Source organism: Flavobacterium sp. 38, from assembly GCF_057799715.1.
Window position 1 is genome coordinate 106,417 of record NZ_JBYNWZ010000005.1, and the last position, 24,499, is coordinate 130,915.

General features: G+C 34.1%; 20 protein-coding genes and 2 tRNA genes. 11 read left to right on the forward strand and 11 right to left on the reverse strand.

The window, feature by feature from the left end:
* The first annotated feature begins 36 nt into the window (after positions 1-36).
* Entirely contained in the window at positions 37-399 is a 363-nt protein-coding gene (locus AC3E9W_RS14135; RefSeq protein WP_091492477.1) for a DUF983 domain-containing protein, read from the forward strand.
* A gap of 74 nt (positions 400-473) precedes the next feature.
* Positions 474-1,346 (forward strand): ACP S-malonyltransferase, encoded by an 873-nt coding sequence (gene fabD / locus AC3E9W_RS14140; RefSeq protein WP_456893842.1) that lies wholly within the window; start codon positions 474-476, stop codon positions 1,344-1,346.
* A gap of 137 nt (positions 1,347-1,483) precedes the next feature.
* Here the strand turns inward: fabD and AC3E9W_RS14145 are convergent, their stop codons facing one another.
* The 4 genes from AC3E9W_RS14145 to AC3E9W_RS14160 form a co-directional block, all read right to left on the reverse strand.
* Complete coding sequence (locus AC3E9W_RS14145) at positions 1,484-1,807, reverse strand: hypothetical protein (RefSeq protein ID WP_488768838.1); 324 nt, start codon at positions 1,805-1,807, stop codon at positions 1,484-1,486.
* Between the two features lie 48 nt (positions 1,808-1,855).
* On the reverse strand, positions 1,856-2,761 hold the full coding sequence (locus AC3E9W_RS14150) for a DMT family transporter (protein ID WP_488768839.1): 906 nt from the start codon (positions 2,759-2,761) through the stop codon (positions 1,856-1,858).
* A gap of 85 nt (positions 2,762-2,846) precedes the next feature.
* Positions 2,847-3,863, reverse strand: a complete 1,017-nt coding sequence (galE, locus tag AC3E9W_RS14155; protein WP_488768840.1) for a UDP-glucose 4-epimerase GalE — start codon at positions 3,861-3,863, stop codon at positions 2,847-2,849.
* A gap of 44 nt (positions 3,864-3,907) precedes the next feature.
* On the reverse strand, positions 3,908-5,038 hold the full coding sequence (locus AC3E9W_RS14160) for a DegT/DnrJ/EryC1/StrS family aminotransferase (protein WP_488768841.1): 1,131 nt from the start codon (positions 5,036-5,038) through the stop codon (positions 3,908-3,910).
* A 136-nt stretch (positions 5,039-5,174) separates the two neighbouring features.
* On the opposite strand from AC3E9W_RS14160, the gene AC3E9W_RS14165 reads away from it, so the two are divergent.
* The gene (locus AC3E9W_RS14165; protein WP_488768842.1) at positions 5,175-6,404 is read left to right on the forward strand and encodes a 3-deoxy-D-manno-octulosonic acid transferase; all 1,230 of its coding nucleotides are present in this window, start codon (positions 5,175-5,177) and stop codon (positions 6,402-6,404) included.
* 336 nt (positions 6,405-6,740) lie between these two features.
* Positions 6,741-6,956 carry a PG1828 family lipoprotein gene (locus AC3E9W_RS14170; RefSeq protein WP_008467260.1) on the forward strand — a complete coding sequence of 72 codons (216 nt, stop codon included), beginning with the start codon at positions 6,741-6,743 and terminating at the stop codon, positions 6,954-6,956.
* A 128-nt stretch (positions 6,957-7,084) separates the two neighbouring features.
* On the opposite strand, the gene AC3E9W_RS14175 is transcribed toward AC3E9W_RS14170, so the two are convergent.
* The 4 genes from AC3E9W_RS14175 to mutS form a co-directional block, all read right to left on the reverse strand.
* Positions 7,085-7,468: a DUF1508 domain-containing protein gene (locus AC3E9W_RS14175; RefSeq protein ID WP_456893835.1), complete on the reverse strand. Its 384-nt coding sequence runs from the start codon at positions 7,466-7,468 to the stop codon at positions 7,085-7,087.
* 162 nt (positions 7,469-7,630) lie between these two features.
* Positions 7,631-7,716, reverse strand: a tRNA-Leu gene (locus AC3E9W_RS14180).
* A gap of 15 nt (positions 7,717-7,731) precedes the next feature.
* A tRNA-Gly gene (locus AC3E9W_RS14185) sits at positions 7,732-7,804 on the reverse strand.
* A gap of 162 nt (positions 7,805-7,966) precedes the next feature.
* Complete coding sequence (mutS, locus tag AC3E9W_RS14190; RefSeq protein ID WP_488768843.1) at positions 7,967-10,573, reverse strand: DNA mismatch repair protein MutS; 2,607 nt, start codon at positions 10,571-10,573, stop codon at positions 7,967-7,969.
* Between the two features lie 159 nt (positions 10,574-10,732).
* Between mutS and AC3E9W_RS14195 the strand changes: the two genes are divergently transcribed.
* From AC3E9W_RS14195 to AC3E9W_RS14210, 4 genes are all read left to right on the forward strand, one after another.
* Complete coding sequence (locus AC3E9W_RS14195; protein WP_109191880.1) at positions 10,733-11,164, forward strand: DUF1573 domain-containing protein; 432 nt, start codon at positions 10,733-10,735, stop codon at positions 11,162-11,164.
* Positions 11,165-11,238: 74 nt separating this feature from the next.
* The gene (locus AC3E9W_RS14200) at positions 11,239-11,781 is read left to right on the forward strand and encodes an RNA methyltransferase (protein WP_488768844.1); all 543 of its coding nucleotides are present in this window, start codon (positions 11,239-11,241) and stop codon (positions 11,779-11,781) included.
* A 106-nt stretch (positions 11,782-11,887) separates the two neighbouring features.
* Entirely contained in the window at positions 11,888-14,893 is a 3,006-nt protein-coding gene (locus AC3E9W_RS14205) for an Ig-like domain-containing protein (RefSeq protein ID WP_488768845.1), read from the forward strand.
* 118 nt (positions 14,894-15,011) lie between these two features.
* Positions 15,012-15,365: an MmcQ/YjbR family DNA-binding protein gene (locus AC3E9W_RS14210; protein WP_488768846.1), complete on the forward strand. Its 354-nt coding sequence runs from the start codon at positions 15,012-15,014 to the stop codon at positions 15,363-15,365.
* Positions 15,366-15,506: 141 nt separating this feature from the next.
* Here the strand turns inward: AC3E9W_RS14210 and folK are convergent, their stop codons facing one another.
* On the reverse strand, positions 15,507-16,643 hold the full coding sequence (gene folK / locus AC3E9W_RS14215) for a 2-amino-4-hydroxy-6-hydroxymethyldihydropteridine diphosphokinase (protein WP_488768847.1): 1,137 nt from the start codon (positions 16,641-16,643) through the stop codon (positions 15,507-15,509).
* Between the two features lie 138 nt (positions 16,644-16,781).
* On the opposite strand from folK, the gene sppA reads away from it, so the two are divergent.
* The 3 genes from sppA (at position 16,782) to AC3E9W_RS14230 (ending at position 22,270) form a co-directional block, all read left to right on the forward strand.
* Positions 16,782-18,539, forward strand: a complete 1,758-nt coding sequence (sppA, locus tag AC3E9W_RS14220) for a signal peptide peptidase SppA (protein ID WP_488768848.1) — start codon at positions 16,782-16,784, stop codon at positions 18,537-18,539.
* A 12-nt stretch (positions 18,540-18,551) separates the two neighbouring features.
* Positions 18,552-19,499, forward strand: a complete 948-nt coding sequence (locus tag AC3E9W_RS14225; protein WP_488768849.1) for an alpha/beta hydrolase family protein — start codon at positions 18,552-18,554, stop codon at positions 19,497-19,499.
* A 167-nt stretch (positions 19,500-19,666) separates the two neighbouring features.
* Positions 19,667-22,270 carry an AsmA family protein gene (locus AC3E9W_RS14230; protein ID WP_488768850.1) on the forward strand — a complete coding sequence of 868 codons (2,604 nt, stop codon included), beginning with the start codon at positions 19,667-19,669 and terminating at the stop codon, positions 22,268-22,270.
* 130 nt (positions 22,271-22,400) lie between these two features.
* Here the strand turns inward: AC3E9W_RS14230 and AC3E9W_RS14235 are convergent, their stop codons facing one another.
* Both AC3E9W_RS14235 and AC3E9W_RS14240 read right to left on the reverse strand, forming a co-directional pair.
* Positions 22,401-23,447 carry a glycosyltransferase family 9 protein gene (locus AC3E9W_RS14235; RefSeq protein ID WP_306159576.1) on the reverse strand — a complete coding sequence of 349 codons (1,047 nt, stop codon included), beginning with the start codon at positions 23,445-23,447 and terminating at the stop codon, positions 22,401-22,403.
* A gap of 254 nt (positions 23,448-23,701) precedes the next feature.
* Positions 23,702-24,496, reverse strand: a complete 795-nt coding sequence (locus AC3E9W_RS14240; RefSeq protein ID WP_488768851.1) for a DUF2797 domain-containing protein — start codon at positions 24,494-24,496, stop codon at positions 23,702-23,704.
* Positions 24,497-24,499 lie beyond the last annotated feature (3 nt).

Below are 24,499 nucleotides of genomic sequence, written 5' to 3' on the forward strand. Positions count from 1 at the left end.
CAAATTACCTTTGTATAAACAAAAATCAATAAAATCATGTCAAGCGCATTAACTCATATTTTAAAAAACGAATGTCCTGTTTGTCACAAAGGAAAAGTTTTTACAGACAAGAATATTTTTCTGAACTTCAGTTTTCCAAAAATGAACGAATATTGCAGTCATTGCCATTATAAATTCCAAAAAGAGCCTGGTTATTTCTTTGGCGCGATGTACGTAAATTATGGATTAACGGTGGCTCAAGGAATTGCGACGTATTGTATTGCGCAGTATTTTTTTGAAACCAACTTCGATTTGAGAATCCTTCCAATCATTGCTGTTGTCATTACTTTGCTCACTCCTTTCAATCTCCGATTTTCAAGATTAGCATGGATTTACATGTTTAAGGGTTATACAAGTTAAAAAAATAGTACTTTTGCCTTCCAATTGAAACTAATTTTCAATTTTAAAAAAAAATAAAAAATTAAATTAGACAAATGAAAGCATACGTATTTCCGGGTCAAGGTGCACAGTTCACAGGAATGGGTAAAGACCTTTATGAAAATTCGGCTTTAGCCAAAGAATTATTCGAAAAAGCAAATGAAATTCTAGGTTTCAGAATTACAGATATCATGTTCGAAGGTACTGCCGAAGAACTAAAAGAAACTAAAGTTACACAACCAGCTGTATTTTTACACTCTGTTATTTTAGCTAAAACTTTGGAAGATTTTAAACCGGAAATGGTTGCGGGGCATTCTTTAGGAGAATTTTCAGCTTTAGTAGCAAACGGAACTTTGTCTTTTGAAGACGGTCTTAAATTAGTTTCTCAGCGCGCTCAAGCAATGCAGAAAGCTTGCGAAATCACTCCGTCTACAATGGCCGCGGTTTTAGGTTTAGCTGATAATGTTGTTGAAGAAGTTTGCGCTTCTATTGATGGTGTTGTGGTTGCTGCAAACTATAACTGCCCTGGTCAATTGGTAATTTCTGGAGAAACTACTGCTGTTGAAAAAGCTTGTGAAGCGATGAAAGCTGCTGGAGCAAAACGTGCTTTGATTTTGCCTGTTGGAGGCGCTTTCCACTCGCCAATGATGGAACCTGCAAGAGAAGAATTGGCTGCTGCAATTGAAGCTACTACTTTCTCTACTCCAATTTGTCCAGTGTATCAAAATGTTACTGCAAATGCAGTTTCTGATGCAAACGAAATTAAAAAGAACTTAATCATTCAATTAACAGCTCCTGTAAAATGGACACAATCTGTACAACAAATGATCGCTGACGGCGCAACTTTATTTACTGAAGTTGGTCCTGGAAAAGTTTTAGCTGGATTAATTAACAAAATTGATAAAGAAGCTGCTACTGCTAATGCTTAATTTTTAAAGTGATCAGTGGTCAGTTTTTTTTTTAGTGATCAGTTAAAATATAAATTTAAAATCCCGAATTCATTAAATTTTGAATTCGGGATTTTTTACTTTATGTTAGATGCACTGCGGTGCATCTCTACGAATACTTAATGTTTATTTTTCCAAGGATAGGCTTGTATCCTTTTATGCATTTCAGCTTTAAATTCTTCAGAAGTCAATCCTCTTGCAAACTCAGTATCAAAATCGAAAGTTTCGTGATCAATTCCTTTGTGCTCTCTTTGTCCCCACCACTTTCTTATTCTTTTAATTGATTCTGCTTTAGCCTCTTCTAAAGTCAATCCGTTTGCAAACTCAGCATCAAAATCAAAAGTCTCGTGATCTATTCCTTTAAATTTTGGTCTTATCGGCTGATATCCAACAGCAGTCTCTCCAACCTTATTGTTTTTCTCGTTTTCTTTCTTTGCATCCATAATCACTTTTAATTTGTCAAATTTACAATAAAAGATTGAGTCAAAAATTTAATTGAGAGATTTTTCTTTCTTTTTATAATTAATAATAAAAACTCCTAAAATAATCAAAATTGTTGCAATTATAAACTCAACAGTTATCTTTTCATTCAAAAGAAGCCAGCCTAAAAACACTGCAATAATGGTGTTGATATAGGCCAGAATAGAAACCTGTACCGGCGTAACATGTTTCAAGGCATAATTATAACTAAAAAAAGCAATTACCGATCCGAAAATTGACAAGTACAAAGCTGCACCTATACTGGTCAGACTCCACGAACTGATATCTGGATTTGGAGAAAAAATAGAAGCCAAAACCAATTGAATGCAAGAAGCCATTGAAAATTGGTAAAATAAATTCAAGATAATATTCTTGGATTTACTTCCGTGAATTTTGGTATAAATGGTTCCTGCTGCCCACGCTGTGATTGCAAATCCCATGAATATCATTCCGGTTCTATAATCTTCATCCAAAAAAGAGCCGAGTCCGTCTTTGAATATTAAAACAACCCCAGAGAAACCGATAACTACTCCCATAAATCCTTTGAAACTCATTTTTTGCAATCCGAACAAAATACTTCCTAGAAAAATAAGTATCGGAGCCAAAGCACTAATAACAGAAGCTAATCCGCTTGGCAAAGTCTGTTCTGCAATTGTGGTAAAACCATTCGCAATAACAAGCATGCAAACCGATGCAACAAGCTGATGTTTTAAATTTTCCCAACCAATCCATTTTAATTCTTTTTTAAACAGCAAAATAACCATCATAATTATTCCTGCCAATCCTTGACGAATTGATGTTACAAACCATGGCGGAATAGTTTCGACCGCAACCCTGATTCCTAAGAAAGTAGTTCCCCAGATAATTCCAACGGCCATTAAGGCAAATATTAATTTATAATCTAAACTTTGTTTCATGATAATCAGTCAGCTAAAAAAAATCCCAAATTATACTGCTATAATTTGGGATCTTAAAATTTTATAATTTTAATTGATAAGAAATTTATTTATTCCTCACTTTTTGTTCCCATTTCCAAGCGCTTGCCATAGCTTCGTCTAAACTCAATTCAGCCTTCCATCCTAGCACATTATTCGCCTTATCTGTATTTGCATACGCTTCAGTAATATCTCCTTCACGGCGAGGCATCATTTTGTAAGGCAGCTTTTTATCGCTGACTTTTTCAAAACTATGAATGACTTCCAAAACAGAGCTTCCTTTTCCTGTTCCTAAATTGAAAGTTTCCACTTTTGCTAAATTCTTTTTATTCAACAAACGCTGTAATGCAATTACGTGCGCTTTTGCTAAATCAACAACGTGAATATAATCGCGAACTGCAGTTCCGTCTGGTGTTGGATAATCGTTTCCGAAAACCGATAATTCCTGACGTAAACCTACTCCAGTCTGTGTAATAAATGGAACCAAATTCTGAGGAACTCCTAATGGCAATTCTCCAATTTCTACTGATTCATGCGCCCCAATTGGATTAAAATAACGCAATAAAATAGCGCTGATATTGGTAACCTTTGCAGTATCGGTAATGATTTCTTCTCCAATTTGTTTGGTGTTTCCGTAAGGAGACATTGCTGTTTGGACTGGAGCATCTTCTGTAATTGGCATTTTTTCGGCTTGACCGTAAACCGTACAAGAAGAGCTGAAAATAAAACTTGCCTCTGGTTTTTGCTGTAATTCCTGTAAAAGATAAATTAAACTGCTAATGTTGTTTTCATAGTACAACAATGGCTGCTCAACACTTTCTCCAACTGCTTTTGAAGCTGCAAAATGAATTACACCTGTAACATCATCGTGTTTTTTAAAGAAATCCCGAACAGCACTTTTTTCTCTTAAATCTAATTTTTCGAATAAAGGCGTTTTACCTGTAATGGCTGTAATTCCTTTTAAAACATCTTCTGAAGAATTGGAAAGATTATCAATAATCACGACTTCAAAGCCTTCATTTTGCAATTCGACTACAGTATGCGATCCGATAAATCCTAATCCTCCCGTTACTAATACTTTCATTTTGTGGTTGTTTGTGGTTATATTTGGCTAATATTTAAGCTGTATTATTTTAAAAACTCAATTACGCTGTCTGTAATAAATTTAATCTGCTCGTCATCTAATTCTGTATGCATTGGAAGCGCAATTACTTCCTGAACCAACTGATTTGTTACAGGAAACTGCTCTTCTTTATAACGAGGATCTAAATATGCTTTTTGAGAGTGAAGCGGAATTGGATAATAAATTGCACATGGAATTCCTTTATCTAATAAATGTTGCATTAAAGCATTACGATCTGCATCGATAATTCTTAAAACATACTGATGAAAAACGTGATCATTTTCGTTTGCATCAAATTCTGGAGTTATAATTTTTGCATTTCCAGCAAAAGCCGCATTGTATTTTGTCGCTGCTAAACGGCGCGCTTTGTTGTACTCATCTAAAAGAGGCAATTTTGCATTTAAAACTCCTGCCTGAATACTGTCTAAACGAGAATTTACTCCCACAACATCGTGATGGTAACGCTCGTACATTCCGTGATTTACGATTCCACGGATGATGTGTGCTAATTTATCATCGTTTGTAAAAATTGCTCCTCCATCTCCGTAACATCCTAAGTTTTTAGATGGAAAGAAAGAAGTCGCTGCAACTTGACCGATTGTTCCAACCTTAGCTTTAGAACCCGATTTAGAAACATAGTCTGCTCCAATTGCTTGAGCATTGTCTTCGATTACATATAAATTATACTGAGTTGCAATTTCCATAATCGCATCCATATTGGCAGCGCGTCCAAATAAATGAACTGGAACAATTGCTTTTGTTTTTGGCGTAATTGCTTTTTTAAGCGCATCGATATCAATATTCATATTTACCATATCAACATCTACCAAAACTGGAGTTAATTGCAACAAAGCAATAACCTCAACAGTTGCCGCAAAAGTAAAATCGGCAGTAATCACTTCGTCTCCTGGCTGAAGACCTAATCCCATCATGGCAATCTGCAAAGCATCTGTTCCGTTTGCGCATGGAATAACGTGTTTTGCTCCTAAATAATCTTCAAGATTCTTTTGAAACTGATGAACTAAAGGACCGTTAATATAAGTATTTGTATCTAAAACTTCCTGAATTGAAGCATCGACAGTAGATTTTATTTTTTCGTATTGACTCTTCAAGTCAACCATTTGTATTTTTTTCATTTTGAATGTATTTAAAAAATTAAAGACACTGTTTTTAGACAGAAATCTCTAAAAGGAGGAACAAAAATAGTTATTAATAGCTTCAAACCAATGAAAATAGTCGAAAGAAATGTAATTTAGCTGCAAAAAAAATTACATGCTTTTTTTATACAATTTAGCCATCCACCTCGCAGGATTTTTCTTAAGAATCATAGCCTTGTTTAGTCCGAAAATTAAGCTTTTTGTAGAGGGGCGAAAAAATGTTTTTGATACACTACAAGAAAAAATAAAACCTGAAGATAAGACCATTTGGTTTCATTCTGCATCGTTGGGCGAATACGAGCAAGGACTTCCTGTTATAGAAAAAATCAAAGAAAAATATCCGGCTCACAAAATTGTTGTTACCTTTTTTTCACCTTCTGGATACGAAGTGCGTAAAAATAACACAGTCGCAGACGCCACTGTTTACCTTCCTTTGGATACTAAAAACAATGCAAAAAAATTCATTAAAATAGTTCATCCTGAAAAAGCTTTTTTCATCAAATATGAATTTTGGTTGAATTATTTAAAAGAACTTGAAAACCATAAGACTCCAACTTATTTAATTTCTGGAATTTTTAGAGACAACCAAATGTTCTTTAAATGGTACGGCGGATTTTATAGAAAAGCTTTAAATGCTTTCACTTATTTCTTTGTTCAGAATGAAAAATCGAAACAGAAAGTAGAAAGCCTTGGCTTTAAAAATGTAATTGTTTCGGGCGATACCCGTTTTGATCGTGTAGACGCCATTTTAGAAAGAAACAACCGTTTGGATTATATTGAAAATTTCAAAAACAATCAGCCTACAATTGTTATCGGAAGCTCATGGCCAAAAGACGAAGTTTTAATCGCAGAATACATCAATCAGGCGCCTGAAAATGTTAAGTTCATTATTGCTCCGCACAACATTAAACCAGATCAGATTTCAGATCTTCAATCAAAAATTACCAAATCGACCGTTTTATTTTCAGAGAAAGAAAACAAAGATTTATCTGTTTATAATGTCTTTATAATTGATATTGTCGGAATCTTGACTAAGATTTATAGTTATGGAACGATCGCTTATGTAGGCGGCGGATTTGGAAATCCTGGAATACACAATATTCTGGAACCGGCCACATTTGGAATTCCGATTGTAATTGGCCCTAACTATTCCAATTTTGCAGAAGCAATTGCTTTAGTTGAAATTGGCGGCTGCACACCAATAACAACAAGCACAGAATTAAAAGAAATTCTGGACCTATTATTAAACGACCCAAGCTTTCTAAAAGAAAAAAGTGAAATCTGCAGATCATTTATTCAAGATAATAAAGGAGCAACCGATACGATTATAAAGCTCGTTTCGTAGCCTTGGAGACTTATAAGAGCCATTTATTTCAGAAAAAGAGTAAAAACAGCGCTATTTTTAAGCAAGCGCACTTGAATAAATACTCTTAAAAAACAAAACAAACCATAAGCCAGAAAATAAAACCACCTGTTTTTATAAAGAATATTTAATAAAAAATTATTTACGCGATAAATTAAATAATTTAAGAAATTTTTATAATTTTGGCATATTCTTTGATAAATAAGATAATCGTGAGTAAGGAAAATATTTTAAAAAAAAAGTGAAAAAATATTTTACATATTAAAAAATTTATATCTTTGCCACGAATTAATAATTAACCTTTTATAATAAAGTAAGATGAAAAAAGTATTTTTAAGTTTAGCTGTTGTTGCTGTATTAACTGTTGTATCTTGTAAAAAAGCTGACGCTGCTGCTGAAGCTCCTGCTGTAGATTCTACTGCTGTTGCTGTTGATTCAGCTGCTGCTGTTGTTGATTCTGCTGCTGCAACTGTTGATTCTGCTGCTGCTAAAGTTGATTCTGCTGCTGCTAAAGTAGAAGAAGTAAAAAAATAATTAGAACCTAAGTTCTAACGATTTTAAAACCATCTTTTTAGATGGTTTTTTTTTGTGATTAATTTTTCGATAATCACTATTAAACACAAAAAAAAGCGTCCGCAATTTGCAGACGCTTTTTTTTATTATTATTCAGCAGCCTCTTCCTCTTCTTCTTCAGACTCTTCATCTCCAAAAATTGATTCACTTGAAGAGAAATCTAAAATTTCCGACCTAGAAGAATAGGTTACAATTTCTTTTATTCCTTTCTGCAAAAGCAATTCCGTACTATATTTACGGCTCGTAGCAAAGTGCACCTCTCCCAACATCAATTTGAAAAAATACTTTCCTCCAGAACCTTTAAATTTTAAAAACTTAGCCTGATCGACATTCGCCTTAAACTTTTCAATATCTTCCTCACATTCAAACCTCAACTCATAACTCAGGCTCGTAAAAATTACTTTCCCTCTTCTCGAAGTAAACGTAAATTTATATTCATCATTAAATCGCTTGCTAATTACAAAAGCACCCATTTATAAATTTTAGATTGTTGATTTTTTTTTAAGATACTGAGCCACTAAGCCACTAAGCCTCTACCTAGCACCAAAAATTCTCAGAACCTCAGAATCTTAGCACCTCAGAACCCTCAGCACAGCCTAGAAACAAAAAAGCCTCTTCAAAAGAAGAGGCTTTAGTACTCAGAGCGGGACTTGAACCCGCACGAACATTGCTGTTCACTGGATTTTAAGTCCAGCGTGTCTACCAATTTCACCATCCGAGCATTGTATGGTTTTTGAGCGAAAAACGGGGCTCGAACCCGCGACCTCGACCTTGGCAAGGTCGCGCTCTACCAACTGAGCTATTTTCGCATTTTTCAAATTTTACTAAGAACTGCAACACTTGATTTGTTTCGTATTGCGAGTGCAAATTTAGGACATTTATTCAATTACACAAGCGTTTTTTCAAAAAAAAATCGACTTATTTTATAACTTTCTGATAACCTAAACTTTAAATTTGAAAATTATTTAAAATTATTTTTTAACCAGCATTCTTTTAATCTCATTCAGTTTCATTAACGCTTCTACAGGTGTAATTGCATTAATATCGAGATTCAGAATTTCTTCTTTTATCTCTTCCAACAATGGATCATCCAAATTAAAGAAACTCATCTGCATTTCTTCGTTTGCCGATTTTATTCCGTTTAGAGCATCGCTCGAATGATTCTTTTCTAATTTCTTCAACAGCTTTTGCGCTTTCGAAATAACCAATTGTGGCATTCCCGCCATTTTAGCCACGTGAATTCCGAAACTGTGCGCACTTCCTCCTTTTACCAGTTTTCTAACAAACAGAACGGTATCTTTTAGCTCTTTTACCGCCACATTGAAATTTTGGATTCTCGGCATCGATTCTGTCATTTCATTCAGCTCATGATAATGCGTTGCAAAAAGCGTTTTTGCTCTTCCCGGATGTTCGTGCAAGAATTCAGCAATCGCCCAAGCAATCGAGATTCCGTCGTAGGTACTTGTTCCTCTTCCGATCTCATCAAGCAATACCAAACTCCTATCTGAAATATTATTCAAAATAGAAGCCGTTTCGTTCATTTCAACCATAAATGTAGATTCACCCATCGAGATGTTGTCTGAAGCCCCAACTCTAGTAAATATCTTATCTACAATTCCCATTCTAACACTATCAGCAGGGACAAAACTTCCCATTTGAGCCAAAAGCACAATTAAAGCGGTTTGTCTTAAAATTGCAGACTTACCCGACATATTAGGTCCAGTAATCATAATAATCTGCTGTGTTTCGCGATCTAAAAAGACATCGTTGGCAATATAAGGCGTTCCAACAGGCAATTGTTTTTCGATTACAGGGTGTCTTCCGTTTTTGATATCCAATTCGAAAGTATCGTCGATTTCAGGACATACATATTGGTTTTCAACAGCCATTTGAGTAAACGAACACAAGCAATCTAATTGCGCAATTAAATACGCATTCATTTGAACCGGTTTAATATAAGTTCCAATCCACGCTACTAATTGTTCAAAAAGTTCGCTTTCTATTTTATAGATCTTTTCTTCTGCTCCTAAAATTTTAGTTTCATATTCTTTTAATTCTTCAGTAATATAACGCTCTGCGTTTACCAAAGTCTGTTTACGAATCCATTCTTCTGGAACTTTATCTTTATGTGTATTTCGAACTTCGATATAATATCCAAAAACATTATTAAATGAAATCTTCAATGAAGAAATTCCTGTGCGTTCCGATTCTCTTTTTTCAATTCCTTCTAAAAATTCTTTTCCAGAAGTTGAAATCGCTCGCAATTCATCCAACTCTTCATTAATCCCTTTTGCAATCGCGTTTCCTTTTGAAATTGCAACAGGAGCATCCTGATTTAAAGTGGTTTTAATTTTTTCACGAAGCAGATCACAAGCGTGCAAACTGTCTCCAATTACTTTCACTGCTTCCTGCGGACTTTCAAGCGCTAGAGTTTTAATCGGAATAATGGCATCTAAAGATTCCTTTAGATAAATAATTTCTCTTGGTGAAACTTTACCTGCCGCAATTTTAGAAATCAAACGCTCTAAATCCGAAATCTGCTTAATCTGATACTGAATATTATGTAGGATCTCAGGATTCGATTTTAAATACGCTACAACTTCATGTCGGCTTTTTACTTTGTTTGCATCCTTTAAAGGCAATGCCAGCCAGCGTTTCAACAAACGCCCTCCCATTGGCGAAAGCGTTTTATCAATCACATCCAAAAGTGTAACCGCATTTGGATTATAGCTATGGTATAATTCTAAGTTTCGAATTGTAAAACGATCCATCCAAACGTAAGCATCTTCTGCAATACGCTGAATCGCCGTTATGTGCTGAACACGATTGTGCTGCGTTTCTGATAAGTAGTACAAAATTGCTCCAGAAGCAATGATTCCTTCCTTCAATTCTTCAACACCAAATCCTTTTAAAGAGTTCGTTTGAAAATGCTTTGTTAAGGTTTCTAAAGCATAATCTTCTTTATAAATCCAATCTTCTAAATAGAAACTATGAAAATCTTCTCCAAAAGCAGTTTTAAAATCATTCTTATTATTCTTTGGAACCAAAACCTCACTCGGATTGAAGTTCTGTAATAATTTATCGATGTATTCTGCATTTCCCTGAGCCGTTAAAAACTCTCCTGTAGAAACATCTAAAAATGAAATTCCGATATTTTTATTAGCAAAATAAACCGATGCTAAGAAGTTATTTGATTTTGACTGTAAAACCTCATCGTTCAAAGAAACCCCTGGAGTCACAAGTTCTGTTACTCCTCTTTTCACAATGGTTTTCGTCATTTTTGGATCTTCCAGCTGATCACAGATCGCTACACGAAGTCCTGCTTTTACCAACTTTGGCAAATAAGTGTTTACAGAATGATGCGGAAACCCAGCTAGCGCCGTTTCAGTATCAGATCCTGCTCCTCTTTTAGTTAATGTAATTCCTAAAATCTTTGAAGCTCTAATGGCATCTTCTCCAAATGTTTCATAAAAATCTCCTACTCTGAAAAGCAGACAGGCATCAGGATATTTAGCCTTGATCTCGTTGTACTGTTTCATTAAAGGTGTTTCCTTCACCACTTTTTCTTTAGCTGCCAAATTGTAATGTTTTAAAATGAAAAAATTAAGACAGCGAATTTATGATTTTTTAACGGCATATCGAAAGCTTCAAAAATTAAAATATTTTAAGATTTTTTTAGTTTACGGTTGGAGAATTTTACATAGCTTTGTTTATCATTTAAAAAAAGACCCTTAAAGATGAAAAAAATAATTTTATTCGCTATGTTGGCTGTAGCTGGTATCACAGCAACAAATGCACAAACAACTAAAAAAGCTAAAGCTACTAAAGTTGCAAAAGTTGAAGGAGCAGGTATGCTTTTCGAAACAGAAACTATTGATTACGGAACTATCGCTCACAATGCTGATGGAAAACGTGAGTTTGTTTTTGTTAACAACGGAACAAAACCATTAATCATTACTAACACTCAAGGATCTTGTGGATGTACTGTTCCAACAACTCCAAAAGAACCAATTGCTCCAGGAGCTAAAGGTGTTATTGGTGTAAAATATGCTACTGACAGAGTTGGTGCTTTCACAAAAACGGTAACAGTAACTTCTAACGCAGAAGGACAACCAACAAAAATCCTTACTATTAAAGGTACAGTTTTACCAGATCCAGTAAAAAGCTAATCTGAGAAACATTTAAAATAATCAAAAAGCTTCCTTATCTTTGGAAGCTTTTTTTATGACTTGAATTAAACACAATGAGAAAACTCGAAAACAGCGAACTAGACCGCAAATCAATTGAAGATTTCAAAAAATCAGAGAAAACCCCTTTAATATTAGTTTTAGACGATATTAGAAGTCTGCATAATATTGGTTCTGTATTTAGAACTGCTGATGCGTTTTTGATTGAAAAAATAATTTTATGCGGTATTACTGCAACTCCTCCAAACAAAGAAATTCATAAAACCGCTCTTGGCGCCACCGAAACTGTTGCTTGGGAACATCATGAAAATGTTTTGAAAGTCATAGAAAACTTAAAGAAAGAAAACGTACTGACGATGGCAATTGAACAAGTTGAAAGCTCCGTTTTTCTTCAAGATTTTAAAATCGAAAAAGACCAAAAATATGCTTTAGTTTTCGGAAATGAAGTTTACGGCGTATCGCAAGAGGCTGTTGCTATCTGTGATGGATGTATTGAAATTCCGCAGCTTGGAACTAAACACTCTCTTAATATTTCTGTAAGCGCCGGAATTGTAGTTTGGGATTTGTTTCAAAAAATGAATTGGCCAAATAAAAATTAACGCGTGATTTTATTAAAAAAATGTGATTTTAAAATATTTTTCAGACTTAAAATGTTAGAAATGTAAAAATATTTTTTTGTTATTATAAAAGTGATACTTTTATAAAATGAAAAAACATTACTTTTTAAAAGCGTCTTTTTTATTCCCTTTACTGCTGTCCAGTTTTATTGGATTTGCACAACAATATACTCAAATTCCTGACCCTAATTTTGAACAAGCTTTAATCGATTTGAATATTGATAATGGCATTATTGATAATCAAGTTCTTACCGCCAATGTTGTCAATGTAAAAATCTTAACAATTCCCGGCAGAAGAATTTCTAATCTAACTGGAATTGAGTATTTTACAAATTTAGAACAATTAGACTTGGGATTATCAGACAATAATAATCCCTATACCAATAACAGAATTACTTCTTTAGATCTTTCAAAAAATTTACTGCTTAGACATTTAGATTGCGGTTACAATGAGCTAACCACTCTTGATGTTGCAAAAAATACGGCTTTAGAAACTTTATTTGTAGATCATAATAAAATAAGCAGTTTAGACGTATCTCAAAACTTGCTTTTACAAACGCTTTTTTGCTCTAATAATCTTTTAACTACTTTAGATGTTGGCAAAAATCTAGCCTTAATAGGTTTAAATTGTACTGCAAATCAAATAAGCTCTTTAGATTTGTCTAAAAATATTTTATTACGAGATTTAAGCTGTGCTTCTAACAACCTATCAAGCATTGATGTTTCTTCTAATGTTGACCTTAGTTATTTCAATATCCTTTCCAATCGTTTGACCTCGCTAAATGTTACACAAAACACAAAATTGTTCGTTCTAAATTGCCGTTTCAATCAATTAACCAGTTTGGACATTTCTACCAATCGTAGTCTAATCAATTTTTGGTGTGATAATAATCAATTGACTTATCTGAATGTAAAAAATGGGCAAAACTCAAACCTTACTGCTGTTGATTTTAAAAACAATCCAACTCTGACGTGCATTCTCGTAGATAACGAAAATTACTCTAATGCCAACTGGCCTTCTTACAGAGACAATACGGCTAGATATTCTACTGATTGCAGTAGAATTGCAGCTACTGCACCTCCTTCTATCAAAGCCAAAGGTGATCAATTATACTGTCCTCAAGGCACTATTAAAATTGTAGAAGATGTTACAATAGATAATGATCCATCAGACACAGGCACTGAAGCTGTTTATATTCAAGTTTCTTCTGGATATTCGAGTGGCCTTGACAAACTGGAACTTTCAAATCCTGCATCACACCCAAATATTACTACAAGCTGGGAGGCAACAGCTGGAAAACTAACCTTATCAAGTCCTACAGGAGCAGATGTTTTATATTCAGATTTTGTTGCAGCCATTAAAGATGTTGTTTTTACAAATTCTTCTGCAACGGCTTCTGGAATTAGAACATTTTCTATTACAATGGGTAAAGCAAATTATTTGCCGTCTACACAGCATTATTACGAATACGTTTCAAGTATTGGCATCACATGGACTGCGGCACGAGATGCAGCATCGGCACGCACTTATTATGGGCTTCAAGGATATTTAGCCACAATTTTATCTGCTGATGAAGCAAAATTAATTGGTGAACAAGCCTCTGGAACGGGATGGATTGGCGGAAGCGATGCCGAAACAGAAGGTGTTTGGAAATGGGTTACTGGACCAGAAAATGGAACTGTTTTTTGGAATGGAAATGCCAATGGCTCAACACCAAATTTTGCTTTTTGGAATAATGGCGAACCTAACCAGCAAGGCGATGAAGATTATGCTCACATCACTCAGCCTGGCGTTGGAATAAGGGGTTCTTGGAATGATTTATCTAATACGGGTTCTTTAACTCCTGGCGACAATTATCAGCCAAAAGGATATATTGTAGAATATGGCGGAATGCCGGGTGAAGCTCCGTTAGAAATTGCTGCGAGTACTAAAATTACTATTCCCATAGCAACACAACCTCTGACTCCTAGTGCAGTTTGCGATTCTGGAAGTTTTACTTTGAATTCAACAACAACTGCTGGAGCAACAATAAGATGGTTTGATGCTGCTGTTGGCGGTAACTTATTGGCGACAGGCCCAAGCTACACTACTCCAATAATAACTGCAACCACAACTTACTATGTTGATGCTGGCTGCGAATCGAACCGCAAATTGGTAACTGCAACTGTAAATACTACTCCTTCTACTCCTATTGCAGAACAAGATACGTATACAAATTGCGGTTCAGGAAGTTTAACTATAAAAGCGACTTCAAATGTTGGCACCATAAACTGGTACGATTCAGCAACTGCAACAACAAGTCTTTTTACCGGACCGACTTTTACAACGCCAACAATCACAGCCAATACAACTTATTACGCTGAAGCTTCAAATAGCGGATGCATAAATTCGACTAGAATTCCAATAAATATTGTCATTTATACGCCACCAGCTGTTACAAATGAAACTTTGCCTTTGTGCCAGTTTCAAACCAGAACATTAGACGCAGGAATTTCGGGCATGAGTTATTTATGGTCAAACGGCAAAACTACTCAAACTATAGATGTTACTGAAGGCGGAACATATACTGTAGCTGTTACAAGTCCTGAAAATTGTACTAGCACAAAAACAATCATAGTCGAAGAACATAAAGTTCCGCAGATTGCCCGTATAGATGTTGAAGGAACTAGAGCGATTATTTATCCTGTAAAAGCAGAAGATTATTTTGAATATTCTGTAGATGGTGTCAATTATCAAGATTCTAATGTATTTTATGATGTTCCTGGAGGACTTCAGACCGCTTATGCACGAGAAAAAAGCGGATGTGGTGAAAATGAAAAACAATTTGTAGTACTGGTTTTTCCTCCATTTTTCACACCAAATAATGATACTTACAACGACATCTGGGAAGTAACCGGAATGGAAAATTACCCTCAGGCAGTTGTTACTATTTTTGATCGCTACGGAAAACTTGTAGCACAATTAAGCCGTTTCAAAATGAGCTGGGATGGCACTTTAAATCAAATTCCACTTCCCGCTTCCGATTATTGGTATGCATTAAAAGTCGATGATTCGATGCCGGTTTTAAGAGGACATTTTACTTTAAAAAGATAGTTTATCAATTATATAATGTGTCAATTAGAAAATTAGATAATACTTTGGATTTCTGCTTAAATTATCTAATTGACACATTGCCTAATAATCTAATTCTAAAAATTACTAAAAGCATAAAATGGATATAGAAATAATTCGAGAAATCTGCCAAAAATTAACTGGCACAACCGAAGATATTAAATGGGAGCATGATCTTGTGTTTTCAGTAGGCACTAAAATGTATTGTGTGGTAGGATTGGATCAAAATCCTACATCGGCTTCGTTTAAAGTTTTGGACGAAGAATTTGAAGAAATGAGCAATAAACCTGGATTTAAACCAGCGCCATATGTTGCAAAATACAAATGGGTTTTAATTGATGATATTACACGAATGAAAAAGTCAGAATGGAAAAAATACATTCAGCAGTCTTATAATCTTGTTCAGGAGAAATTATCTGTAAAAGTGAGAAAACAACTTGGTATAATTAGGTAATTTTTTAATTAGATAATTAGAAAATGAGATAATTTGGTAATTTGGTAATGGAAAAAATGTGTCGATTATATTATGAGGCAAAATATTAGTTATTTAATTTGCGACAAACTAAGAAAATTATCTAATTCTCTAATTGGCACATTAACCAATTAACTTATTCTGAATTTCATCTAAAATATAAAGATAATCTTCGTGTTTTTTTACAAAATCGCGATCCGAAACATCGATGATTAAAACATTCAAATCGGTTTGAGATTTTATGTATTCCAGATAACCGTTATTGATTTTCTCTAAATATACCGCTTCAATATTCTGTTCGTAAACACGTCCGCGTTTTTTGATGTTTTGAAGAAGCCGATCTGTATTCTGATACAAATAAATATACAAATCTGGTTTTGGCATTTCTTTGTAAATGATATCGAATAGATTTCTGTACAAACGATATTCATCTTCTGCAAGCGTTATTTTTGCAAAAATCAACGACTTAAAAATATGATAATCGGCAACGATAAAATCTTTGAATAAATCAAATTGCGCCAAATCATCAGATAATTGCTGATAACGGTCGGCTAAAAAGGACATTTCTAAAGGAAACGCATATCGATTCTGATCCTTGTAAAACTTCGGCAGAAACGGATTATCAGCAAATCTTTCTAAAACAGTTTTTCCGTTAAAATCTTCTGCAATTTTATGTACTAAAGTTGTTTTCCCTGCTCCAATATTTCCTTCAAAAGAAACATAATTAAATCGGTTGAGCGGAATTTTATCAATCGGACTTTCTAAGCTTTGAACAACCGTACAAATACTTTCATCGGGAGTAATTGAAATCAGTTCTGGAATTGTTTTTTTTAAAATCGGATGTTCCCAATTTAGTTTTAAATCCCGCATAGGAAGCAGCACAAAATTCCTATTTTGCATTAGCGGATGCGGAACCTGAAGTTTTTCCGTATCAATTATTTCATCATCAAAAACAATCAAATCGACATCAATAATCCTAGACTGATATCCTTCTTGATTTAAGCGGATTCTCCCTAATTCTTTTTCGACCTTTAAAATTTGATTGAGTATTTTATGAGCAGATAAATTGGTATGCAAAAGCAATGCACAATTATAAAAAGCATCACTTTCAAAACCCCAAGCAGGAGATTCATAAAGTTTGGAAACTTGGATAACAGTACCAACATTTTGATGCAGTAAATCAATACAATTTTGAATGTTTTCTAGTCTGCTGCCTTGGTTGCTGCCTATCGATAAAACGACTTGATGCTGTAATTTCATAATTAATGCAAATTAACTAAAACTATTTTAGAATTAACCAATATATTTGTGAAACGACGTCTCAAATTCGATCAATAATTTAGATGTCTCGTTTGTAACAATTTGCTCTTTTTTGCTACTTATAAAAAAAATATACATATGAAGTTTTTAGGAAATGTAATTGCCACCGTAATTGGTATTTTTGTTTTTATCATGCTCTTCTTTTTTGGAGTAATCTTTCTAGGAGTTATTTTTGGCGGAGACGATAGTGTTTCTGTTAAATCGGATTCGGTTATTGAATTGAATTTAAAAGAAATTAAAAACGATTACGCCGGAAAATATAAAGATCCTTGGGTTACTCGCTTTTCTGAGCAAAAAGGCATTGGCTTGACCGATGTTATTAATGCGATTGAAGCAGCTAAAACCGATGACAACATCAAAGGAATTTCGATCTTAAATGATGAATCTTCTCTTGGTCTTGCTCAGTATAAAGATTTGAGAAATGCTTTGGAAAGCTTTAAAAAATCAGGAAAATTTGTTTGGGCTTACGCTAATACTTATTCTCAAAAAGAATATTATCTAAATTCTGTTGCCAACACCATTTATATAAATCCTGCTGGAGATCTTGATTTTAAAGGTCTTTCATCTGAAGTGATGTTTTTCAAAGATTTTCAGGACAAATCGGGAATTCGTATGGAAGTTATCCGTCACGGAAAATATAAAAGTGCCGTTGAGCCTTTCTTAGAAAATAAAATGAGTGATGCCAATAGAGAACAGATTACGGCTCTTTTAAACTCTATTTGGGCTACCGTTTCTAGCGATATTGCAAAAAGCAGAAATATTCCGCTTCCTAAATTGAACGAAATTGCCAATGGCCTTTTGGCACGAACTCCAGAAATGGCAAAACAACAGCATTTGGTCGATATTGTAGCTTATGAAGATGTTTACCATGACGCTATCAGAAAAGCGCTAAAAGTGGACAAAGACGAAGATTACAATAAAATTTCGATTGCAGATTATACTCAAAATTATGTAACGACTGCTTTGGCCAATTCGGCAACAGATCAGATTGCTATTATTTACGCTCAAGGCGAAATTGGTAGTGGCGAAGGAGATGTCAACACTATTGGCGAAGGTTCGATGCGACGCTCTCTGCAAGAAGCCAGAAAAAATGATGACGTAAAAGCTATCGTTCTTAGAATTGACAGTCCAGGCGGTAGCGCGCTAACTTCTGATTTAATTTGGAGAGAAATTGAAATTACCAAAAAAGTAAAACCAGTTGTAGTTTCTATGGGTAATTACGCTGCATCTGGCGGTTATTATATTGCTTGCAACGCCAATAAAATTTTTGCTGAAAACAATACCATTACAGGTTCTATTGGTGTTTTCGGAATGCTGCCAAACTTTAGTCCGTTAGCCAATAAATTAGGAATTAACTCTGAGCAAGTAAAAACGCATGAGAATTCGGCAAACTACAGTCCGTTTGTTCCAGTTGATGAAAAATTCAAAGCGTTCACTTTAGAAGGAGTCGAAAAAATCTACAACACTTTTGTAACTCATGTGGCAGAAGGCCGTAAAATGACTTTTACACAAGTTGATTCTATTGCGCAAGGAAGAGTTTGGTCTGGATCGGAAGCGTTGAAAATTGGTTTAGTTGATAAAATCGGCGGATTGAATGATGCGATTGCTGAAGCTGCGAAAATAGCTAAAGTAAAAAAATACAGCACTCAGAATTATCCTGAATACGAAAAAACGCTAAACGATCTTATTTCAGGACTTCCTTTTGCAAAATCTAAAGAGGCTTTCATCAAAGAAGAAATCGGCGAAGAAAACTACCTTCTGATCGAGCAGGTTAAGAAATTCCAAAAACAAAAAGGAGTTCAAGCGATATTGCCTTACGGAATCAATATTTATTAATTGAATTGAAAAATGAATAAAGTAATTCTTTTTTTAACGGTTTTGTTTTGGAGTTTTATAAATGCTCAAGACAAGAAAGAAATCACTTTTAAGGAAACGCCAGCCATATTAAAAATAAATACCGATCAGATTTTCGGCACGCTGACAACTCCAGATTTGACCAAAAAATATCCAGTTGCTTTAATTATTGCTGGTTCTGGCCCAACGGACCGAAATGGAAATAATCCGATGATGAAAAACAATTCGTTAAAAATGCTGGCTGATGCGCTCGCAAAAAACGGAATTGCATCATTACGCTATGACAAAAGAGCCATTGGCGAGAGTAAAGCGGCAGGCGGATCTGAAAGCAGTCTGGTTTTTGAAAATTACATTCAAGACGCAAAAAGCTGGATTAATTACCTAAAACTAGACAAACGCTTTTCTAAAATAATTATAATTGGTCATAGCGAAGGTTCTCTGATTGGAATGGTTGCGAGTGCAAAAGCCGATAAATTTGTTTCGATTGCAGGCGCAGGCGAGCCCGCTGATAAAATCTTGAAAACGCAGATTGGAGCAAAATCCATGAAACAGCTTAACGACTTAACTTTTCCAATTATTGACAGTTTAAAAAATGGATTTGAGGTAAAAAAAGTCGATCCGATGCTGAATTCTCTTTTCAGGCCAAGTATTCAGCCTTACCTGATTTCATGGTTCAAATACAATCCGCAGACCGAAATACAGAAACTCACTATTCCGGTTTTAATCGCACAAGGAAACAATGATCTACAGATCGCGGTTAAAGATGCCGAAAATTTAAAACAGGCTAATAAAAATGCTGAATTGCAGATTATTGATAAGATGAATCATATTATGAAAATTATTGATGGCAATCAGGAAGACAATATAGCGAGCTACAATAACGAAACTCTTCCTATTTCTGAAGCATTAGTCGAGAAAATAGTTTCATTTATTCAGAAATAATAAAATAACACCTTAAAAAATCCGTTTTGATCTAATATCAGAGCGGATTTTTTTAATTCTTTAAAATAAAGTTAATTCTTACATTTTTAAGAAAACTTTATTTTGGACTCTTGCAAAAAAAACTATTTTTGTGGAGTCGATTTATGTAAACCCTCAAATCTATTAATATGCTAAAAAAAGTTTTAAAAATAAGTGCCATAGTACTTGTGGTATTTGTTGCGGCATTATTTGCCATTCCGTTTTTGTTTAAAGACCAAATCAAATCTAAAATTGTCGAGGCCATTAACGAAAGCGTTGATGCCAAAGTAAGTTTTACAGATGCCGATTTAAGTTTATTCAAGAATTTTCCAAATGCTACTGTTGGAATCGAGAAATTAGTTATCATAAACAAAGCTCCTTTTGAAGGCGATACATTAGTATCTCTGGGAGAGCTGAACTTAAAAATGAGCATTAAAGAACTTTTCAAAGGAAAAGAAGAACCTTTAAACATTCAGGGAATTAGCTCTACAAACGGATTAGTGAATATCATTTTTAATAAAGATGGTGTCGGAAACTTTGATATCGCATTAAAAGATAAAAAAGAAGAAACAAAAAGCGAGGAAAGTAAACCGCTTGCTTTAAAAATTCAGAACTATAAAATTGAGAATTTTACTTTTAGATACATCGATCAAGGTTCTAAAATTAAAATGGTAATTGACAGTTTAAACCACGAAGGAACTGGAGATTTTACCAATTCTAAATTAGATTTAACTACAAAATCTACTGCGAAAGTTTCATTGGACATGGATAAGATGAATTACATGAAAAATGTGAAACTAACGCTAGATGCTGTTCTTGGTATTGATTTAGAAAAGAGCAAATATACTTTCAAAGAAAACAAAGCTTTAATTAATCAATTGCCTTTAGAATTTGACGGATTCATCCAGATGGCCGAAAAAGCGCAGATTTACGATTTAAAGTTTAAAACGCCTACTTCATCGTTTACCAATTTCTTAGGTTTAATTCCTTCTGCTTATTCTTCAAGCTTAGAGGGTGTAAAAACAACTGGAGATTTTACTGTAAACGGTTTTGCAAAAGGAGAACTTACAGATACAACTGTTCCTAAATTCAATATCGAAATTGCATCAAACAATGCTTCTTTCCAATATCCTAACCTTCCAAAATCGGTTCAGAATATTGTTATTGACACCAAAATTATCAACGAAACTGGAATTTTAAATGATACTTATGTTAACCTAGATAAGTTATCTTTTAGAATTGATCAGGATGTTTTTAACGCTAAAGCGAATATCAAAAACATAACTGTAAATCCGATTGTTGATGCGGCTTTAAGAGGAACAATCAATTTGGCGAATCTTTCAAAAGCGTATCCTATCAAGATGGATAAACCTTTGGCGGGTATTTTAAAAGCTGATGTTACCACTAATTTTGATATGGCTTCTGTAGAAAAAAGCCAATACCAAAACATCAAAAATGCTGGTACAATGAGTTTGTCAGGATTTAAATATACTGACGAAAACAACAAATCGATGAACATTAGTACTGCATTAGTTCAGTTTAATACAAGTACAATCAACTTAAAACAATTTGATGCTACAACTGGAAAAAGTGATATCAGCATAAATGGAGTTCTAGAGAATTTCTATGGTTTTATGTTTAAAAAACAAGAGCTTAAAGGAAACTTTAATATGAGTTCAAACCAATTGGCGGTTGATGATTTTATGACTTCTGGCGAGCCTGCAAAAACAGAAACAAAAACCCCAGCAAAACCTGCTGAGGCAATGAAGATTCCTGCGTTCTTAAACTGTACTTTAAATGCAAAAGCAACAACGGTTTTATATGACAATTTAAAACTAAAAGATGTTTCTGGAAGATTGCTTATTAAAGATGAAAAAGCAACTCTTGAAAACTTTAAAACCAATATTTTCGGCGGATCTATTGGTCTAAACGGAGCTGTTTCTACAAAAGAAAAAGTGCCGACTTTTGATATGAATTTAGGATTCAATCAAGTTGATATCGCACAAACTTTTACGCAGTTGGATATGATGAAAAAAATCGCTCCAATCGCGGGAATCATTAACGGAAAATTGAATTCGACCATCAAATTAAATGGTAATTTGGATGCAAAAGAACTGACTCCAGATTTAAAATCTATTTCAGGAGATTTATTGGGGCAATTGTTGTCGACTACTGTAAATGCAAAAAACTCAACTGTTTTAAATTCGTTGACTTCAAATGTTAAGTTTCTTGATTTGAACAAATTGAATTTAAATGATTTGAAAATGGCATTGACTTTTGATAACGGAAAAGTAAATGTAAAACCATTTGACATTAAATATCAAGATATTAAAGCTACCATTGGCGGAACGCACGGTTTTGACCAAACTATGAATTACACGCTTAAATTTGATGTTCCTGCTAAATATCTAGGTACTGAAGCTAATAATCTAATTGCAAAATTATCTCCTGCCGATGCTGCAAAACTGGACAATATTCCAATTAATGCTTCTTTGACCGGTAACTTTTCAAATCCTAAAATCAGTACAGACATGAAAGCGGCGGTGAGCAATTTGACTACACAATTGGTGAACCAGCAAAAAGAAAAACTGACTCAAAAAGGAACTTCTGCTTTAACAGATTTGATCAACAAAAACACAAAAGCAAAAGATACGACTCAAGCGGCTAAAACTGAAAAAGAGCAAAAAACTCAGGAAGTAACTAAAAAAGCCAGTGATTTATTGAATGGATTGTTTAAGAAGAAGAATCCCTAGTAAAAGCTACTAAGGTGCTAAGACACTAAGCTTCTAAGTTTTTAACTTTGAGAACTTAGGAGCTTAGCACCTTAGTAGCTTAGTCCCTTAAAAAGAAAAACCTGTTTTAAAAAACAGGTTTTTCTTTTTTTTATTTATCTAATATTTTGTGCATTGCTTTTATAAAATCTGGAACGGCTAAAGTATTGGTATCCAAGCCTACACTTCCATTTCCGTAAGGTTCGTATTTCTTCAAATTAGAAACCGAAAACAAACCTACTGTTGGAGCTTTTGAAGCACTTGACAAATGCATAATTCCGCTGTCTGCGCCAACAAAAACATCTACATTGGCCAATACAGAACCTATTTCCCGAACATCTTTACTGTAAAAAGTTGGCGCTTCGAAGTTTATTTGAGAAACATTTTCTACTGGCAAAACTTCAAAAATATTATCGTTTGGAAATTCTTTTTTCAAAGCTGTATAAAATTCTTCCCACCAAGAAACACAGTAACATTTTTCTCCTGTTGCGTAGGTAAAAATAGCAATCGTTCTTTTAGCTGGATCAATAATTTTATCTAAAATCTGTTTTCCGTTTGCAATTTCGGCATCAGATAATTTTAAATCCAAAAGTGCAATAGGATCATTTTTATCTTCTATTCCTACTTGGCTTAAAAAATATCTAAAGTTATAAACTGGATATTTTGCAATATGATCGTAATCTGGATATTCTAAGGTAACGCCTTCTGGAAGATTTCCGAAAAACTTATATTTTGCTGTTGAAAACTTTACTCCCAGCCTTCCCGAAGAAGAATTCTGATCGACATTTATAGCAATATCATAATTTTGATTTCTAATGAGCGTCCAAACCTTAAAGTATTTTACCAATTCTTTAAAAGGCTTTTTAGGCAGATGGATAATCTTATCGATGTTTTCGTATTCTTCAAAAACAATTGGCGCCAGCATTCCTTTTACGAACACATCAATTTTACAATCTGGAAAAATTTTACTCACTTCCTGAACTAGAGGCGTAATTAAAAGCATATTCCCTAATCGTCCATTAGGTCTGCAGATCAAGACTTTTTTAATTTTGCTCTTATCTATAGGCCCTGCATTACTAACTCCAGAATTTCCTATATTCTTAGTTAGATTTCGCATTAATGAACGCCTAAAAACATTAACTTTCTTTAAGTTACTCATTTAATAATTTGTTTTTTTTGAATTAAAAAACTTTAACCATATTCGGTTTGTGAGTGTGTACACCAAACCAAATATAAGTTAAATTTTTCTTAAAAATAAATTATTTGAATAAAGTAAATATTATAGAATTGTAAATTATAATATCAAAATTCACATCATTTATTCTAGAAAGTTGCCAAAGTATAACCTTTATTTTAAATTTAAGATTATAATTATACCATTATAAGCCAAAAATAGACGAATGGGCTATAACTCTAGACGTTTATTGTAACCACGTAACCTTCTGAACCTCTAATATTGAAAACTGTTCCGTTTTCAAATAATAAATATTGCCCTTTTATTCCAGTCAATTTTCCTGTAAAAGAAGGTGTTTTATCTAGATTTAAACTATTCACTTTTGCCGGATAATTTAAAACTGGATATTGAAGTTCGTAAAGATCATTCTTTTGTGCATAAAAGTAATCTCTAACTTCTGCTGGAATCAAACTTTCTATTTTTGCTTTTTCTGCGATTAAATCAAAAGTTTCAACCGAATTCTGGAGCATTTTTCTCCAATTGGTTTTATCTGTATAATGATCTTTTAAAGCTACCTCTGTTATTCCTGCCAAATATCTATTCGGAACCTCAACGATTGCAATTGCCTGAGAAGCACCTTGATCGATCCAACGAGTTGGGACTTGCGTTTTGCGGGTTACTCCAACTTTTATTTCGCATGCCGAAGCCAGATATACAATGTGCGGCTGTAACTGTGCTTTCGATTCATATTCTAAATCTCGATCTGCAATTCCTAAATGCGCTGTACTCAATTCTGGTCTCATAATCCAATCTCCAACTGCCGGACTTGAATAAAAACATTCGTAACAAAAACCTTGACGGTATATTTTTTTCTTTTTACCGCAATTCAAGCATTGACAGCCCACAAAATTGATTTCAATTTCTTTGTCTAATAACTGATTAACATTTAAGAAACTATCCTCGAAAACTAAATAGTATTGAATTGGGCTTCCAAGTTCAGTTTGCATTTTTGTCAGTACACCTTGATATTGCATTCG